Source organism: Pseudomonas sp. Irchel s3f19, from assembly GCF_900187555.1.
Lineage (GTDB): Bacteria > Pseudomonadota > Gammaproteobacteria > Pseudomonadales > Pseudomonadaceae > Aquipseudomonas > Aquipseudomonas capeferrum.
On record NZ_FYDW01000003.1, the window covers coordinates 525,078 to 539,031 of the forward strand.

General features: G+C 63.9%; 13 protein-coding genes. 7 read left to right on the plus strand and 6 right to left on the minus strand.

Features of this window, described 5'->3' with window-relative positions; all coding sequences use genetic code 11:
- The 3 genes from CKW22_RS10330 to CKW22_RS10340 are packed head-to-tail and all read left to right on the plus strand — an operon-like array spanning position 1 to position 2,425.
- Entirely contained in the window at positions 1–870 is an 870-nt protein-coding gene (locus tag CKW22_RS10330; RefSeq protein WP_033700913.1) for a DUF72 domain-containing protein, read from the plus strand.
- 28 nt (positions 871–898) lie between these two features.
- A complete protein-coding gene (locus CKW22_RS10335) occupies positions 899–1,729 on the plus strand; it encodes an oxaloacetate decarboxylase (RefSeq protein WP_033700911.1) in 831 nt (276 codons plus the stop codon).
- Positions 1,730–1,735: 6 nt separating this feature from the next.
- Positions 1,736–2,425 carry an extensin family protein gene (locus CKW22_RS10340; protein ID WP_033700910.1) on the plus strand — a complete coding sequence of 230 codons (690 nt, stop codon included), beginning with the start codon at positions 1,736–1,738 and terminating at the stop codon, positions 2,423–2,425.
- A gap of 12 nt (positions 2,426–2,437) precedes the next feature.
- Here the strand turns inward: CKW22_RS10340 and CKW22_RS10345 are convergent, their stop codons facing one another.
- Complete coding sequence (locus tag CKW22_RS10345; protein WP_095064082.1) at positions 2,438–3,058, minus strand: energy transducer TonB; 621 nt, start codon at positions 3,056–3,058, stop codon at positions 2,438–2,440.
- Between the two features lie 103 nt (positions 3,059–3,161).
- Between CKW22_RS10345 and CKW22_RS10350 the strand changes: the two genes are divergently transcribed.
- The gene (locus tag CKW22_RS10350) at positions 3,162–3,938 is read left to right on the plus strand and encodes a class I SAM-dependent methyltransferase (protein ID WP_033700908.1); all 777 of its coding nucleotides are present in this window, start codon (positions 3,162–3,164) and stop codon (positions 3,936–3,938) included.
- A 35-nt stretch (positions 3,939–3,973) separates the two neighbouring features.
- Here CKW22_RS10350 and CKW22_RS10355 read toward each other — a convergent pair whose 3' ends face one another.
- On the minus strand, positions 3,974–4,615 hold the full coding sequence (locus CKW22_RS10355) for a TetR/AcrR family transcriptional regulator (RefSeq protein ID WP_095064083.1): 642 nt from the start codon (positions 4,613–4,615) through the stop codon (positions 3,974–3,976).
- A 483-nt stretch (positions 4,616–5,098) separates the two neighbouring features.
- Between CKW22_RS10355 and CKW22_RS10360 the strand changes: the two genes are divergently transcribed.
- A complete protein-coding gene (locus CKW22_RS10360; protein WP_047581590.1) occupies positions 5,099–6,199 on the plus strand; it encodes an efflux RND transporter periplasmic adaptor subunit in 1,101 nt (366 codons plus the stop codon).
- 6 nt (positions 6,200–6,205) lie between these two features.
- Positions 6,206–9,271 carry an efflux RND transporter permease subunit gene (locus CKW22_RS10365; protein ID WP_095064084.1) on the plus strand — a complete coding sequence of 1,022 codons (3,066 nt, stop codon included), beginning with the start codon at positions 6,206–6,208 and terminating at the stop codon, positions 9,269–9,271.
- 76 nt (positions 9,272–9,347) lie between these two features.
- On the opposite strand, the gene CKW22_RS10370 is transcribed toward CKW22_RS10365, so the two are convergent.
- The 3 genes from CKW22_RS10370 to plsB all read right to left on the minus strand — a co-directional run bounded on the left by CKW22_RS10370 (position 9,348) and on the right by plsB (position 13,032).
- Positions 9,348–10,037: a DUF4197 domain-containing protein gene (locus tag CKW22_RS10370; protein WP_033700903.1), complete on the minus strand. Its 690-nt coding sequence runs from the start codon at positions 10,035–10,037 to the stop codon at positions 9,348–9,350.
- A gap of 33 nt (positions 10,038–10,070) precedes the next feature.
- Entirely contained in the window at positions 10,071–10,469 is a 399-nt protein-coding gene (locus CKW22_RS10375) for a YbaY family lipoprotein (protein ID WP_033700902.1), read from the minus strand.
- 76 nt (positions 10,470–10,545) lie between these two features.
- The gene (gene plsB / locus CKW22_RS10380) at positions 10,546–13,032 is read right to left on the minus strand and encodes a glycerol-3-phosphate 1-O-acyltransferase PlsB (RefSeq protein ID WP_033700901.1); all 2,487 of its coding nucleotides are present in this window, start codon (positions 13,030–13,032) and stop codon (positions 10,546–10,548) included.
- A 232-nt stretch (positions 13,033–13,264) separates the two neighbouring features.
- Between plsB and CKW22_RS10385 the strand changes: the two genes are divergently transcribed.
- Positions 13,265–13,474 carry a cold-shock protein gene (locus CKW22_RS10385; protein ID WP_027595776.1) on the plus strand — a complete coding sequence of 70 codons (210 nt, stop codon included), beginning with the start codon at positions 13,265–13,267 and terminating at the stop codon, positions 13,472–13,474.
- Positions 13,475–13,564: 90 nt separating this feature from the next.
- On the opposite strand, the gene CKW22_RS10390 is transcribed toward CKW22_RS10385, so the two are convergent.
- Positions 13,565–13,942 (minus strand): hypothetical protein, encoded by a 378-nt coding sequence (locus tag CKW22_RS10390; RefSeq protein WP_033700900.1) that lies wholly within the window; start codon positions 13,940–13,942, stop codon positions 13,565–13,567.
- Positions 13,943–13,954 lie beyond the last annotated feature (12 nt).

Genomic DNA, 13,954 nt, shown 5'->3' on the forward strand with positions numbered 1-13,954 from the left:
ATGATTCCTTCTCTTCTGCCTTATTTTCTGGGTTGTCCGTCATGGAGCGAAAACGCCTGGCGCGACTACCTGTACCCCGCCGATGCCCGAGCCGCTGAGTACCTTGGCCTGTACAGCCAGGTGTTCAACGCTGTCGAAGGCAATACCACCTTCTACGCCAGCCCCGCACCCGCCACCGTGGCACGCTGGGCGCAGACGATGCCGGCGCACTTTCGTTTCACCGCCAAATTCCCTCGCGAGGTCAGCCATGGGGGAGACCTGCGCGATCAGCTGGACGCGGCCGCTGCCTTCACCCGTTTGATGGCACCGCTGGGTGAACGGGTATCGCCTTACTGGCTGCAGTTGCCTGCGTTATTCGGGCCTTCGCGCCTGGCAGAGTTGAGCCATTTTCTGGATCAAGTGGGTGTACCGTTGGCCGTCGAAGTGCGCAACGAGGCTTTTTTTGCGCGCGGTGAAGAGGAGCGGCAGCTCAACCGGCTGTTGCTCGAGCGTGGTGTCGAGCGCATCTGCCTCGACCCGCGGGCGTTGTTCAGTTGCACCTCGCGCGAGCCCGCCGTGCTGCATGCCCAGGCCAAGAAACCCAAGGTGCCGCCACGCCCGGCCGCCTTCAGCCAGCATCCGCAGGTACGTTTCATTGGCCATCCGCAGCTTGAAGCCAACGAAGCCTTCCTGACGCCCTGGGTGGCCAAGGTGGCCAGTTGGGTCGAGGAAGGTCGTAGCCCCTACATCTTCCTGCACACCTCGGATAACCGCCTGGCTGCGGCGTTGGCCCAGCGTTTTCATCAACGTCTGATGCAGCGCCTGCCTGGCCTTGCACCTTTGCCGGAATTGCCACGCGCCCCTGAGGTCGAACAACTGGGACTACTCTGACCACTCCTGACTGCCTGAGGTTGAGACCATGGATGTGCAAACCCTGCGAGCCGAAGCCTTCAAGGCACTGCACGAACGCGACAGTGCCTTCGTCATCCCCAACCCGTGGGATGCCGGCTCCGCCAAGCTGCTCGCCAGCCTGGGCTTCGAGGCGCTGGCCACGACCAGCGCGGGCCTGGCGTTCAGCCTGGGCCGACCGGATGCCGAAGGTGCCTTGAGCCTGGACGAAACCCTGGATAACGCCGGGTCCATTGTCGATGCCACGGCCTTGCCGGTAGCCGCCGACCTGGAGAACGGCTTCGGCGACCTGCCCGAAGACTGCGCACAGACCATCCTGCGGGCCGCCGAGGCGGGTCTTGTAGGGGGTTCCATCGAAGACGCCAGCGGGCGCAGTGAAGCCCCTATCTATGACCATGGCCTGGCTGTGGAACGCGTCCGCGCGGCGGTTCAGGCAGCGCGTAGCCTGCCGTTTCCGTTCACCCTGTGCGCCCGGGCAGAAAACCTGCTGCATGGGCGCCTGGACCTGGATGACACCATCCTGCGCCTGCAAGCATATGCCGAGGCCGGGGCCGATGTGCTCTACGCGCCAGGGCTGCGCACCGTCGAAGAAATTCGCGCGGTGGTGCAGGCGGTGGCGCCCAAGCCGGTCAATGTGCTGATGGGGCTGGCGGGCGTGACCCTGAGCGTCAACCAGTTGCAAGACCTTGGGGTGCGCCGCATCAGTGTCGGCTCGTCGCTGGCCCGTGCGGCGCTGGGGGCTTTCCACCGGGCCGCGTTGGAGATTCGTGACGAGGGCACGTTCGGCTACGGTGAACAGGCGCTGCCCTTTGCCCAGCTCAACGACCTGTTCCGCCGCTGAATCGCCATGCGTGCCTTGCTGGCACTGTTGCTGGGCCTGTCACTGCTGGCAGGCTTGGCCTGGCATTTTGGCTGGCGCCTGCCGGCTGCCTGGAACCCCTGGGCGCCGCTGGACGTGCGCCAGCCGCCGAACCTGCTCACCACCTTCAAGCTGTCGCGCCTGCGCGATGACCCCGCGCTATGCCGTCAGGCACTGGAAACCAGCGATCTGCGGTACCGGGCGCAAGCCGACAGCCCGGCCTCGGCCAATTGCCCGCTGCGCAACGTATGGCGCATCGAGGGCGGTCAGGCGCGGCTCAGCAGCAGCTTCCTGGCCAGTTGCCCGTTGGCGGTGGCTTACGCGCTGTTCGAGCAGCATGGGCTGCAACCGGTGGCGCAGAGGGTATTGGGGCAGCGGGTGACGCAGGTCGACCACCTGGGCAGTTTTGCCTGCCGCAATGTCTATCACCGCAAACAAGGCCGGCTCAGTCAGCACGCCACCGCCAATGCCCTGGACATCAGTGGTTTTCGCTTGCAGGACGGGCAGCGCATCGTACTGGCTCGGGACTGGCAAGCGGGGGGGCAGAAAGCTGATTTCCTACGTCAGGTGCAGCAGGTGGCCTGTGAACGCTTCAGTACCGTGCTGGGGCCAGACTACAACGCCGCGCACCACAATCACTTCCACCTCGATATGGGCCGCTGGCAGATCTGCCGCTGAGCTTGCGCAACCTCAGGCGTGAACGCGAACGTTGTTCAGCACCACCGGGCGCGCCCAGTGGATGTCGAACGCCAGGTCATTCTGCTGCTTGGCCAGCGTGGTTTCGTCGAAGGGTTCGGGGGCCGGGTCCAGCAGGTTCGTCTCGAACTCGGCGATAGGCAGGAACAGCGGGCGCGGGGAGGGGCCTGGGCCGGGCTCGGCAAGCGGGTGACCCTGGCTCATGACCACCGGGCGCAACCAGCTGTTGCTCAGGTCGAGTTCACGCTGCTGTTCGATCAGCTCGATGGCGCTGAACGGCTCGGCGGCGGGCTCCAGCAGGTTGGCTTCCAGTTCGGCCTTGGGCAGGAACAGTGGCTCGGGCGGTGCGATTTCGGTGTCGTGCACCGGCAGCGCACGCTGGGCATCGATCAGCGCCAGCGCCCTGGCACCGCCGACCGGCTCGCCGCTGTGCTGATCGTACTGGACGAACGACTGGCTGACGCTGTCCGCTTCCTCTGCCTGTTGCTCGGCCATGGCGCGGGCAAAGAAATCCTGCCACAGGTGGCTGACGCCCCCGAGTGTCTGGGTATTCTGGTGACCGTAGTGGCCGACAGGCGACAGGTAGGTCAAACCGATGGGAAGAGTATCTGTCATGGCAGTCGCGCGCGTTGTGCTCTGGCAGAATAGCGGGATATTGCCTGTATCGGCCGTGGTTGCCGATTCATAAGGGCGTGGTTTGATTTTTTAGGTGTGGACGATGGAAGAGCAAGGCACGGGTATCAGGGTCGAAGCGATGTCGGCAGAGTATGCGCAACAGGCTACGGCGTGGGCCGAGCGCCTGGGCCTGCCGCTGCAGGACGATGCCGCGGGTTTCGCCGTGCAGGTGGGCGCTGAAGGCTTGCAGATCCAGCAACTGGGCCCGCAGGCGCCTGGGCCGGTGCGGGTGGACTTCGTCGAAGGCCAGGCCGCGCATCGGCGCCAGTTTGGCGGTGGCAACGGCCAAATGATCGCCAAGGCAGTGGGCATCGCCCAGGGTGTACGACCGCAGGTGCTCGATGCCACGGCAGGGCTGGGCAAGGATGCATTTGTGCTGGCCAGCCTGGGGTGCCAGATGACCCTGATCGAACGCCAGCCGCTGATTGCCGCATTGTTGGAAGATGGCCTGGCGCGGGCGCGGGCGGATGACGAGGTGGGCCCGATCGTTGGGCGCATGTGCCTGCTGACCGGCAACGCCATCGAGCGCATGCGTGCCTGGGAAGGGGAGCCGCCGCAGGTGATCTACCTCGACCCGATGTTCCCGCACCGGGACAAAAGCGCGCTGGTGAAGAAGGAGATGCGCGTATTCCGGCCACTGGTCGGTGATGACCTGGATGCCCCGGCCTTGCTAGAAGCCGCTTTGGCGCTTGCCAGCCACCGGGTGGTGGTGAAACGGCCACGCAAGGCGCCTATCATCGACGGGCCGAAGCCAAGCCACAGCCTGGAGGGCAAGTCGAGCCGGTATGACATTTACCCGAAGAAGGCCCTGAAGGCCTGACCGGAATGCATGCCGATTCGTGTGTTGTCGGCCAATCAGGGGTGGAAGGCGCGTATGAACACCCCCACCACCTCCCGCACATGCGCCTCGGCTTCATCCCCTTCCAGCGGCCCGGCGCAGCCGAGCAGCAACCGATAATCCGGTGCGCCCTTGACCAGGCAGAAGAAGTGCTCCGCCGCGCGCAACGGGTTGTCGATGCGCAGTAACCCGCGCTCATTCGCCCCGCGCAGCAGCGCTTCCATTCCCGCCAGCACGCGCTTGGGCCCAGCTTCGTAGAAGTACTCGCCAAAGCTTGGGTCCAGGCTGCCTTGGGCCATGATCAGGCGGCTGAGCTTAACTGCTTCGTCACTGCTGATCAGCGCCTGGAAGTTACGGGCAATGGTCAGCAGCACCTCGTCCACCGGTGCCCCCTCGGGGTACTCGAACAGCAGGTCCGGTAGCTGGATCTGGCAGGTGGCCATGACCGCCGAGCAGAACAGCGTCTGCTTGTCGGTGAAGTGGCTGTACACCGTGAGTTTTGAAACACCTGCCGCCGCAGCGACCGCATCCATGCTGGTGTTGGCATAGCCAAGGCTGAGGAACAATGTCTTGGCCGCTTCGAGGATCGCCTCGCGTTTGGCCAGGTCCTTGGGCCGGCCTGGTCCGATGGGTGCGTCGTTGGGCATTGGAGTCTGCATCTTGTTGAAGAGTCGCCCATCTTAGCGGGTCGGACGCCTTTCGGTGAAAGTGTCCGTGCAATACGTGCTGTCTGTCACTGGACAGTTGTGTTGGGGCGGGAGGTGTTTGGCGGGGGATTTATAGCGCTTTTGAGATCGAGCGCCGCCCGCGCGGCGCTTCGCGGGGCAAGCCCGCTCCCACATCTGTTTTCGGGCCAGTCATACCTGTGACATAGGCGCGCGGCCCTTGGCGGTCGCCTCAATATCGCGTCGTACAAACAAGGGGTCGCGCCAATGCCACAGGCCTCACTGGCCCGAAAACAGATGTGGGAGCGGGCTTGCCCCGCGAAGCGCCGCGCGGGCGGCGCTCGATCTCACAGGCGCCAGAGGCCTCAAGCCCCACCCTGCAAAAACCACCACAGACACCCTTCCCGGCGCCGATTCCCTGATTTAATATACCCGCCAGTATAAATATTCGATGTGCTCTTCGCGAAAGGATTCATCATGTTGCGCCATGCCTTGTCCATCGCTCTGCCCACTGCCGTCGCCCTGCTCCTTGCGGCGTGCGGCCAGGAAGCCGCGCCACCTGCCGCGCCGCGCCCGGCACTGGTGATTCAGCCACAGCCGGCCGAAGCGGCTGCCGACAGCTACCCCGGCGAAGTGCGCGCGCGCTTCGAACCGGAGCTGGCCTTCCGCATTGCCGGCAAAGTCAGCAAACGCCTGGTCGAAGAGGGCCAGCGGGTCAAGGCCGAGCAGCCGCTGGCCGAGCTGGACCCACAGGATGTGCGCCTGCAACTGGAAGCCAATCGTGCCCAGATGGCCGCCGCCGAAGCCAACCTGTCGCTGGTGCGCGCCGAGCGTGATCGCTACCAGAAGCTGCTGGACCGGCAAATGGTCAGCCACTCGCAATACGACAATGCCGAAAACCTGTACCGCGCCGGCATGGCCCGCCTGAAACAAGCCAAGGCCGAGTTCGATGTGGCCGGCAACCAGGCCGAGTACGCAGTGCTGCGTGCGCCGCAGGCCGGTGTCATCGCCAAGCGCCAGGTCGAAGTCGGCCAGGTGGTCGCGGCCGGGCAGACCGTGTTCACCTTGGCCGCAGACGGCGAGCGTGAGGTGGTCATCGGCCTGCCGGAGCAGCAATTTTCCCGTTTTGCCGTGGGCCAAGGCGTCAGCGTGGAGCTGTGGTCGCACCCAGGCGAACGCTTCGACGGGCGTATCCGTGAACTCTCGCCGGCAGCCGACCCACGTTCGCGAACCTTCGCCGCACGCATCGCCTTCACCTCGGCCAAGGCGCCCGCCGAGCTGGGCCAGAGCGCACGTGTTTTCATCGCCCATGAAGGGCTGATCCCACTGTCAGTGCCGTTGTCGGCGGTCACTGCAGAAAACGGCCAGGCCTATGTCTGGCGGGTCGGCCAGGACCGCCGCCTGGAACGCACGGTAGTGCGCCTGGGGCCGTATGGCTCTGACAGTGTACCGGTGCTCGAAGGCTTGAAACCGGGCGACTGGGTGGTCGCCGCCGGGGGCCATGTGTTGCGCGAGGGGCAGGAGGTGCGCCCCGTGGATCGTACCAACCGTGTAGTGAACCTGACGGCCAAGGAGTAAGTCCCGATGGGTTTCAACCTTTCCGCCTGGGCGCTGCGCAATCGCCAGATCGTACTGTTCCTGATGATCCTGCTGGCTGCCATTGGCGCCATGTCCTACACCAAGCTGGGCCAGAGCGAGGACCCGCCGTTCACCTTCAAGGCCATGGTCGTGCGCACCGTGTGGCCCGGCGCCACCGCCGAGGAAGTGTCGCGCCAGGTCACCGAGCGCATCGAGAAGAAGCTGATGGAGACCGGCGAGTACGAGAAGATCGTCTCGTTCTCCCGCCCGGGCGAGTCGCAGGTGACCTTCATGGCCCGCGACTCGCTGCATTCCAAGGATATCCCCGAGCTGTGGTACCAGATCCGCAAGAAAGTCGCGGACATCCGCCACACCTTGCCGCCGGAAATCCAGGGCCCGTTCTTCAATGACGAATTCGGCACTACGTTCGGCAATATCTATGCGCTGACCGGCACGGGCTTCGACTATGCGGTGCTCAAGGACTACGCCGACCGCATCCAGATCCAGCTGCAGCGGGTCAAGGATGTGGGCAAGGTCGAGCTGGTCGGGCTGCAGGACGAGAAAGTCTGGATCGAGCTGTCCAACCTCAAGCTGGCGACCCTCGGCGTGCCACTGGAAGCCGTCCAGCAGGCCCTCCAGGAGCAGAACGCGGTCAGCACGGCGGGCTTCTTCGAGACGCCCAGCGAGCGCCTGCAACTGCGGGTCAGCGGCCGCTTCGACAGTGTCGAGCAGATTCGTCAGTTCCCGATTCGGGTGGGCGATCGCACCTTCCGCATTGGTGACGTAGCCGAGGTGCACCGTGGGTTCAACGACCCGCCCGCGCCGCGCATGCGCTTCATGGGTGAAGACGCCATCGGCCTGGCCGTCTCGATGAAGGACGGCGGCGACATCCTGGTGCTGGGCAAAGCCCTGGAGGGCGAGTTCGAGCGCCTGGCGCGCAACCTACCGGCCGGTATGGAGCTGCGCAAGGTCTCTGACCAGCCGGCTGCAGTCAAGGCCGGCGTCGGTGAGTTCGTCCAGGTACTGGTCGAGGCGCTGGTCATCGTCCTGCTGGTGAGCTTCTTCTCTTTGGGCTTGCGCACCGGGCTGGTGGTGGCATTGGCCATTCCGTTGGTACTGGCCATGACCTTTGCCGCCATGCACTACTTCGGCATCGGCTTGCACAAGATTTCGCTCGGTGCGCTGGTGTTGGCGCTGGGCTTGCTGGTGGACGACGCGATCATTGCCGTGGAGATGATGGCGATCAAGATGGAGCAGGGCTACGACCGGTTCAAGGCGGCCAGCTATGCCTGGACGAGCACGGCCTTCCCCATGCTGACCGGTACCTTGATTACCGCTGCCGGCTTCTTGCCGATTGCCACGGCGGCGTCGAGCACGGGCGAGTACACCCGTTCGATCTTCCAGGTCGTGACCATCGCGCTGCTGACCTCCTGGGTTGCGGCGGTGGTGTTTGTCCCTTACCTGGGCGAACGCCTGCTGCCGGACCTGGCCAAGCTGCATGCTGCCCGTCATGGCAGCGATGGGCATGCGCCGGACCCTTACGCCACGCCGTTCTATCAGCGCGTACGGCGTGTGGTCGAGTGGTGCGTGCGGCGTCGCAAGACAGTCATTCTGCTGACCCTCGCAGCGTTCGTCGGCAGCATCCTGCTGTTCCGCTTCGTGCCGCAGCAGTTCTTCCCAGCTTCCGGGCGCCCAGAGCTGATGGTCGACCTGAAGCTGGCCGAAGGCGCGTCGTTGTCCAATACCGCCGAGCGGGTCAAACAACTGGAGGTGCTGCTCAAGCAGCAGGAGGGCATCGACAACTATGTGGCCTATGTGGGTACCGGGTCGCCGCGCTTTTACCTGCCGCTGGACCAGCAGTTGCCGGCCGCCAGCTTTGCCCAGTTCGTCGTGCTGGCCAAATCGATGGAAGAGCGCGAACGGCTGCGCAGTTGGCTGATCGATACCGTCGACCAGCAGTTCCCCGACTTGCGCGCCCGCGTCACGCGCCTGGAAAACGGCCCACCCGTGGGTTACCCGGTGCAGTTCCGGGTGACCGGCGAGCATATCGAGAAGGTGCGCGCCCTGGCCCGCGAAGTGGCCGACAAGGTGCGCGAGAACCCGCACGTGGTAAACGTGCACCTGGACTGGGAGGAGCCAAGCAAGGCGGTGTTCCTGGCCATCGATCAGGACCGCGCCCGCGCCCTTGGCGTGAGCACCGCGCACCTGTCGAGCTTCTTGCGCAGCTCGCTGACCGGCACCACGGTCAGCCAGTACCGCGAGGACAACGAACTGATCGAGATCCTGCTGCGCGGCACGCAGAAAGAGCGTGGCGACCTGGCTAACCTGGGCAGCCTGGCGCTGCCCACCGACAACGGCCAGAGCGTGGCGCTGTCGCAGGTAGCGACCCTGGAGTACGGCTTCGAAGAAGGCATCATCTGGCACCGCAACCGCCTGCCAACGGTGACCGTGCGTGCCGACATCTACGATAAGGAGCAGCCGGCGACCCTGGTGCGACAGATCGAGCCGACGTTAAGCGACGTCAAGGCCAAACTGCCGGATGGCTACCTGCTTGAGGTGGGCGGTACTGTGGAAGATTCCGAGCGCGGTCAGAAATCGGTGAATGCCGGTATGCCGCTGTTCATCGTGGTGGTGTTGAGCCTGTTGATGATCCAGTTGCGCAGTTTCTCGCGCACGGTGATGGTGTTCCTTACCGCGCCCCTTGGGCTGATTGGCGTGACCTTGTTCCTGCTGGTGTTCCGCCAGCCGTTCGGCTTCGTGGCCATGCTCGGCACCATTGCCCTGGCCGGGATGATCATGCGCAACTCGGTGATCCTGGTGGATCAGATCGAACAGGACATCGCCTCGGGGATGGAGCGTTGGCAGGCGATCATCGAGGCTACGGTACGGCGCTTCCGGCCGATCGTGCTGACGGCACTGGCGGCGGTGCTGGCGATGATCCCGTTGTCGCGTAGCGTGTTCTATGGGCCGATGGCGGTGGCGATCATGGGCGGGTTGATCGTTGCGACGGCGTTGACGTTGCTGTTCTTGCCGGCGTTGTATGCGGCGTGGTTCAGGGTCCGGAAGGGCTGAGGCCGCTGGGAGGGCTTTGCCCTCCTTTCGCGACACAAGGCCGCTCCTGCGCAGGAGCGGCCTTGTCGTCTTGGCATCACAGTGCGCCAAATACCTTTTTGGCCAGGCTGGTAGCGGCCTCGGCCGGGTTCTGGCGAATGCTCTGCTCCTGCTTGGCGATCATTTCAAACAGGCCATCCAGGGCCTTTTCGGTCACGTAGCTCTCGACATTGGCGCTCTTGGCACTGCCCAGCCCCAGGGCTGAAGCTTGACCGGCAAAGTTGTTGTATTGCTGAACCACACCAACCTTGTCGGTCGCTGCCTTGACGATCGGCAGGAACTTGGCGCGGATCTGCTCGCGGCTGCTCTTGTTCAGGTACTGGGTGGCAGAGTCGTCGCCACCGCTGAGGATGCCCTTGGCATCGGTCACGCTCATGTTCTTCACCGCATCCACCAGGATTGCCTGGGCTTGCGGTACCGCCGCCTCTGCGGCCTTGTTCATGCTGTCTTCCAGGGCTGTAACCTGGTCACCCTTGCCGAACATCTTCATGGCCTTGGCGGCCTTGCCGAGGTTGCCCGGCAACTCGATGCGCACGTCCGGGTTGTTGCTGAAGCCGCCGGGGGCACTCAGCTGCTTGACGGCAATCTGCGCGCCCTGGGTCAGGGCGTCTTTCAGGCCACCGCTGGCGTCCTTCTGGGTCAGGTCGCCAAGCGACAGCGCCAGCGCGCTGGCCGACAGCAACAGGCCGGCGCACAGGGCGGTGAAACGCAGGGAGGAGCGAATCATGAAGCTTTCCTTTTGAACAGAAATAGGCGGGTATCAGCGCACGGGGTCGACTTTGACCCGTACTGGCTGCACGTCGCTGCCATCCAGCGTGACGCCGTGATGCTCGGTGTTGATGAACAGCAGCTTGCCGTCCAGTTCGATACGGGCACTCACCGCATAGCGGTGGCCAGGCTTGACCTGGGCCGGGTCGTAGGTGAGATGGAACGGCAGTGGCACGTTGCCTTTGACCGGGCCGGCCTGGCGCGCCAGGGTGACGGCAGGGGCGTCCATCAGCGACACATCCTGCAGCTCCACGCTGAGGGTGGCGGTGGGCGGCAGGGCGATGCGCTGCAGGTAGAAGACTTCACCCTCAAGGCTCGCCTGGGGCGACGGGGTGTGGCTGGAGCAGGCTGCGAGCAGGGATGCACAACACAGCATTACGAGCTTTTTCATGGAATCTCCGTTGTCCGTGGCGTTGGCTTGTGGCCAACGCCAAGGACTTTAACGGATTTGCGCGGTAGATGAAGCCTTAGAGGGCCGAAGTTTCCAGGGCATCGTCGCGATGCAAGGCTACCTGGCGGATCGACAGCCGCAGCTCTGCCGACAGCACACGCTTGGCGACCCCTTCGGCCAGCTCGGCGAGCTTGTCGTGATAGCCCAGCTTGCCTTGCGCGTCCGCTTGCAGCACCCCTTGCTCGATCAACGTCTGGATGAAGTGGCGGAACAGGCTCTTGTCGAAGAACTCCGGGGCATTCAGGCCATGCAGGATCGACAGGCGCTGGGCCATCATCACGCAGAGGTCTTCCAGTGCTTCGGCGCTCAGGCTGTGTTGGCCGCTGTTGAGCAGCAGCGAGGTAGCCATGTAGAAGCGCTGCAGGGTCTGGGTGATGTTGCGGGCCAGCAAGGTCAGCAACACGAACGGGCGCGAGCTGGGGGCCGGGCGCAGGTATACATCGTTTTCCTGGCGCAGCAGCCCTTGCGCGACCAGCGCCGCCAGCCATTGGTCGATCACCTCGTCCAGTTGCTCGGGTGCCCAGCGCAGGAACAGCTCGGCCTGCAGGTATGGGTACAGCGCTTTGACATACTGGCCAAGCAGTTCACGGCTCATCCGCGAGCTGCTGAGGAAGAAGCTCGCCAGCAGCGCCGGCAGGGCGAAGATATGCAGGACGTTGTTGCGGTAATAGGTCATCAGCACCGCATCGGCTTCATCCAGGTACAGGATGCGGCCCAAGGCGTCCTTCTGCTCAGCCAGCAGCTTCATGCCCTTCACGTGTTCGATCAGCGCCATGCCGTCGCCTTCGGGCAAGGTGGTGTGGGGCGAATACGGTACTTGGCGCAACAGCGCCAGGTACAGGTCGAGCACGCGGCACAGGGCGCGTTCGTCGAGGGCGTGACGGCTGGTGGACAGAAGCGCCAGGGCCACCAGGTTGACCGGGTTGATCGCCGCAGCCCCATTGAGGTGGCGGGCTACGGTTTCACCCAGGCGTGTGGTGGTTTCATTCAACCAGGCTGGGCGGAACTGCGGGCCATGCTCTTGCTCGCGCCAGCCGGGTTGCTGTGCATCGAGAAAGCCGGCCAAACGGATCGGCTCGCCAAAGTTGACATAGACCTGGCCAAAACGCTGCTTGAGCGCGCTGAAGACCTTGAAGATGTCGAAGATCGATTCCTTCTTCTTGCTGGCGCCGCGCAACTCGCCCAGGTAGGTGCGGCCTTCGAGCACGCGCTCGTAGCCGATGTACACCGGCACGAAGACGATCGGCGTGCGCGAAGAGCGCAGGAAGCTGCGCAGGGTGATCGCCAGCATGCCGGTGCGCGGCTGCAGCATGCGCCCGGTGCGCGAACGGCCGCCTTCGACGAAGTACTCCACCGGGAAGCCCTTGCTGAACAGCGTGTGCAGGTACTCGTTGAACACAGCGGTATAAAGCGGGTTGCCCTTGAAGGTACGGCGCATGAAAAAGGCCCCGCCACGGCGCAGCAGGCTACCGACCACCGGCATGTTGAGGTTGATGCCGGCCGCCACGTGCGGTGGGGTGAGGCCGTTTTTGAACAGCAGGTAGGACAGCAGCAGGTAGTCGATGTGGCTGCGGTGGCAGGGCACGTAGACGACTTCGTGGCCAGGGGCGATGCCCTGCACCTGCTCGATGTGGTTGACCTTGATGCCGTCGTAGATCTTGTTCCAGAACCAGCTCAGTACCACTTCAAGGAAGCGGATCGCGGTGTAGGTGTAGTCCGAGGCGATCTCGTTGCCATAGCGCAGTGCCTGGGCTTCGGCCTTGGCCAGCGGGATGCCCTCACGCTCGGCCTCATCGCTGATGGCCTGGCGCACCTGCGGGGCATGGACCAGGCCTTTGACCAGGTTGCGTCGGTGCGAGATGTCCGGGCCGATGACTGCCGTCTTGAGGTTGCGAAAGTGCACGCGCATCAGGCGCTGGGCCATGCGCACGGTGCGTTCATGGCCTTTGTTGTGCTGGACCAGTTCGCGCAGGTGGATCGGGGCAGAGAACTGCACGCGGGTCTTGCGCCCCAGTATAAGCACGGTCAGCAGCCGGCGCAGGCGCCCGGTGACCGCCCAGCTGTCGGCGAACAGCAGCTTCCATGGGCTGGACTCACTGGCGGGGGTTTGGCCCCAGAACACGCTCACCGGGATGATCTGCGCGTCTTCCTCGGCATGCTGGCTTACCGCTGCGACCAGGCGTTCGAGGGTGGGCGGGGCGCCGCTCTTGTCCTGGCGGCCCAGCCAGTCGGGGTCGGGTGTCAGGTAGAAGAACGCCGCCGGCTCCTGCAACGTGCCCACGGCCACCGGTAGCACCGGGCGTGGCAGCCCCGCTTTGGTGCATTCGCGGTCGAGTACCGCCAGGTCAGTCAGTGAGGGCGAAGGCAGGGCATAGAACACCGGGCGGCTGCGGTCGAGCTTGAGCGTCAGCGACGACTGGTTGATGGTCTCGGAGCGCACCCACAGGTACAACAGGCGACGCAGGGCGCCGAAGATCAGGCGGCGCAGGGGGGAACGGGTCATGGGGTGTGTGCCCTGGGTATGATTTTCAGGTGAGTATCCAGCCATTTAGTCTGCCGTATGTGCGTAAGTTCAGCAAAAATCGGCAAAAAGTGGAGGTGTCATCAATTTTTTTTAATCTGTGTCATATACTCGGCCTGCCACTTGCAGGATATTTCGGCAAGCGGCGTCGGCACGTGGTGATGACTGCGTGCCTACAAGGCGATCTTCACAATAAAAATCCGGAGTAGTTCAGATGTCGTCTCGTGAGACTGGGAATGTAAAGTGGTTCAACGATGCCAAGGGCTATGGCTTCATTCAGCGCGAAGGTGGTGCGGATGTGTTCGTCCACTATCGGGCGATCCGCGGTGAGGGGCATCGTACCCTGGTCGAAGGGCAGCAGGTCGAGTACGCCTGCGTGCAGGGCCAGAAAGGCCTGCAAGCCGAGGACGTAGTAGGGCTCTGAGCCTCAAGCTGTAAGCCTCAAGCTGCAAGTGACCGTGTACTTGCAGCCTGATGCGATCCGTCTTGGCGCTTGCAACTTAAAGCTTGCAGCTCAAGAAGTGCGCCAGGTGATTTCCTCTTCACCGTCGGCGCTGATGCGGACCCAGCGATCGGCATCTTCTTCACCGTCTTCCTCGACCCAGCCACCCGGTGCGCAGCGGACTTCGACGCCGAGTGCGGCGTGCGCCGCGCGGGCGCAGGCGATGTCATCAGCCCACGGGGTCTGGTCGCTTTCCAGGTAGAGGCTGTTCCATTTCCCCACAGCCTTGGGTAACCAGGTGACTGGAATGTTACCGGCCTTGCACTTGAAGGTCTGGCCTTTCTGCTGCCACTCGCTGCACGGGCCCACGGCCTGGGCCAGCCAGTCGGCAATCTGCTTGTGGTCGACGTCGGCGTCCTTCAGGTAAATCTCGATATCAGGTTGGCGCATAAGGGCTCCGGG

Bases quoted from the DNA above. Each gene is read 5' to 3' on its own strand.
- CKW22_RS10330 (WP_033700913.1), top strand. From the start codon at position 1: ATGATTCCTTCTCTTCTGCCTTATTTTCTGGGTTGTCCGTCATGGAGC.
- CKW22_RS10335 (WP_033700911.1), top strand. From the start codon at position 899: ATGGATGTGCAAACCCTGCGAGCCGAAGCCTTCAAGGCACTGCACGAA.
- CKW22_RS10340 (WP_033700910.1), top strand. From the start codon at position 1,736: ATGCGTGCCTTGCTGGCACTGTTGCTGGGCCTGTCACTGCTGGCAGGC.
- CKW22_RS10345 (WP_095064082.1), bottom strand. From the start codon at position 3,058: ATGACAGATACTCTTCCCATCGGTTTGACCTACCTGTCGCCTGTCGGC.
- CKW22_RS10350 (WP_033700908.1), top strand. From the start codon at position 3,162: ATGGAAGAGCAAGGCACGGGTATCAGGGTCGAAGCGATGTCGGCAGAG.
- CKW22_RS10355 (WP_095064083.1), bottom strand. From the start codon at position 4,615: ATGCAGACTCCAATGCCCAACGACGCACCCATCGGACCAGGCCGGCCC.
- CKW22_RS10360 (WP_047581590.1), top strand. From the start codon at position 5,099: ATGTTGCGCCATGCCTTGTCCATCGCTCTGCCCACTGCCGTCGCCCTG.
- CKW22_RS10365 (WP_095064084.1), top strand. From the start codon at position 6,206: ATGGGTTTCAACCTTTCCGCCTGGGCGCTGCGCAATCGCCAGATCGTA.
- CKW22_RS10370 (WP_033700903.1), bottom strand. From the start codon at position 10,037: ATGATTCGCTCCTCCCTGCGTTTCACCGCCCTGTGCGCCGGCCTGTTG.
- CKW22_RS10375 (WP_033700902.1), bottom strand. From the start codon at position 10,469: ATGAAAAAGCTCGTAATGCTGTGTTGTGCATCCCTGCTCGCAGCCTGC.
- plsB (WP_033700901.1), bottom strand. From the start codon at position 13,032: ATGACCCGTTCCCCCCTGCGCCGCCTGATCTTCGGCGCCCTGCGTCGC.
- CKW22_RS10385 (WP_027595776.1), top strand. From the start codon at position 13,265: ATGTCGTCTCGTGAGACTGGGAATGTAAAGTGGTTCAACGATGCCAAG.
- CKW22_RS10390 (WP_033700900.1), bottom strand. From the start codon at position 13,942: ATGCGCCAACCTGATATCGAGATTTACCTGAAGGACGCCGACGTCGAC.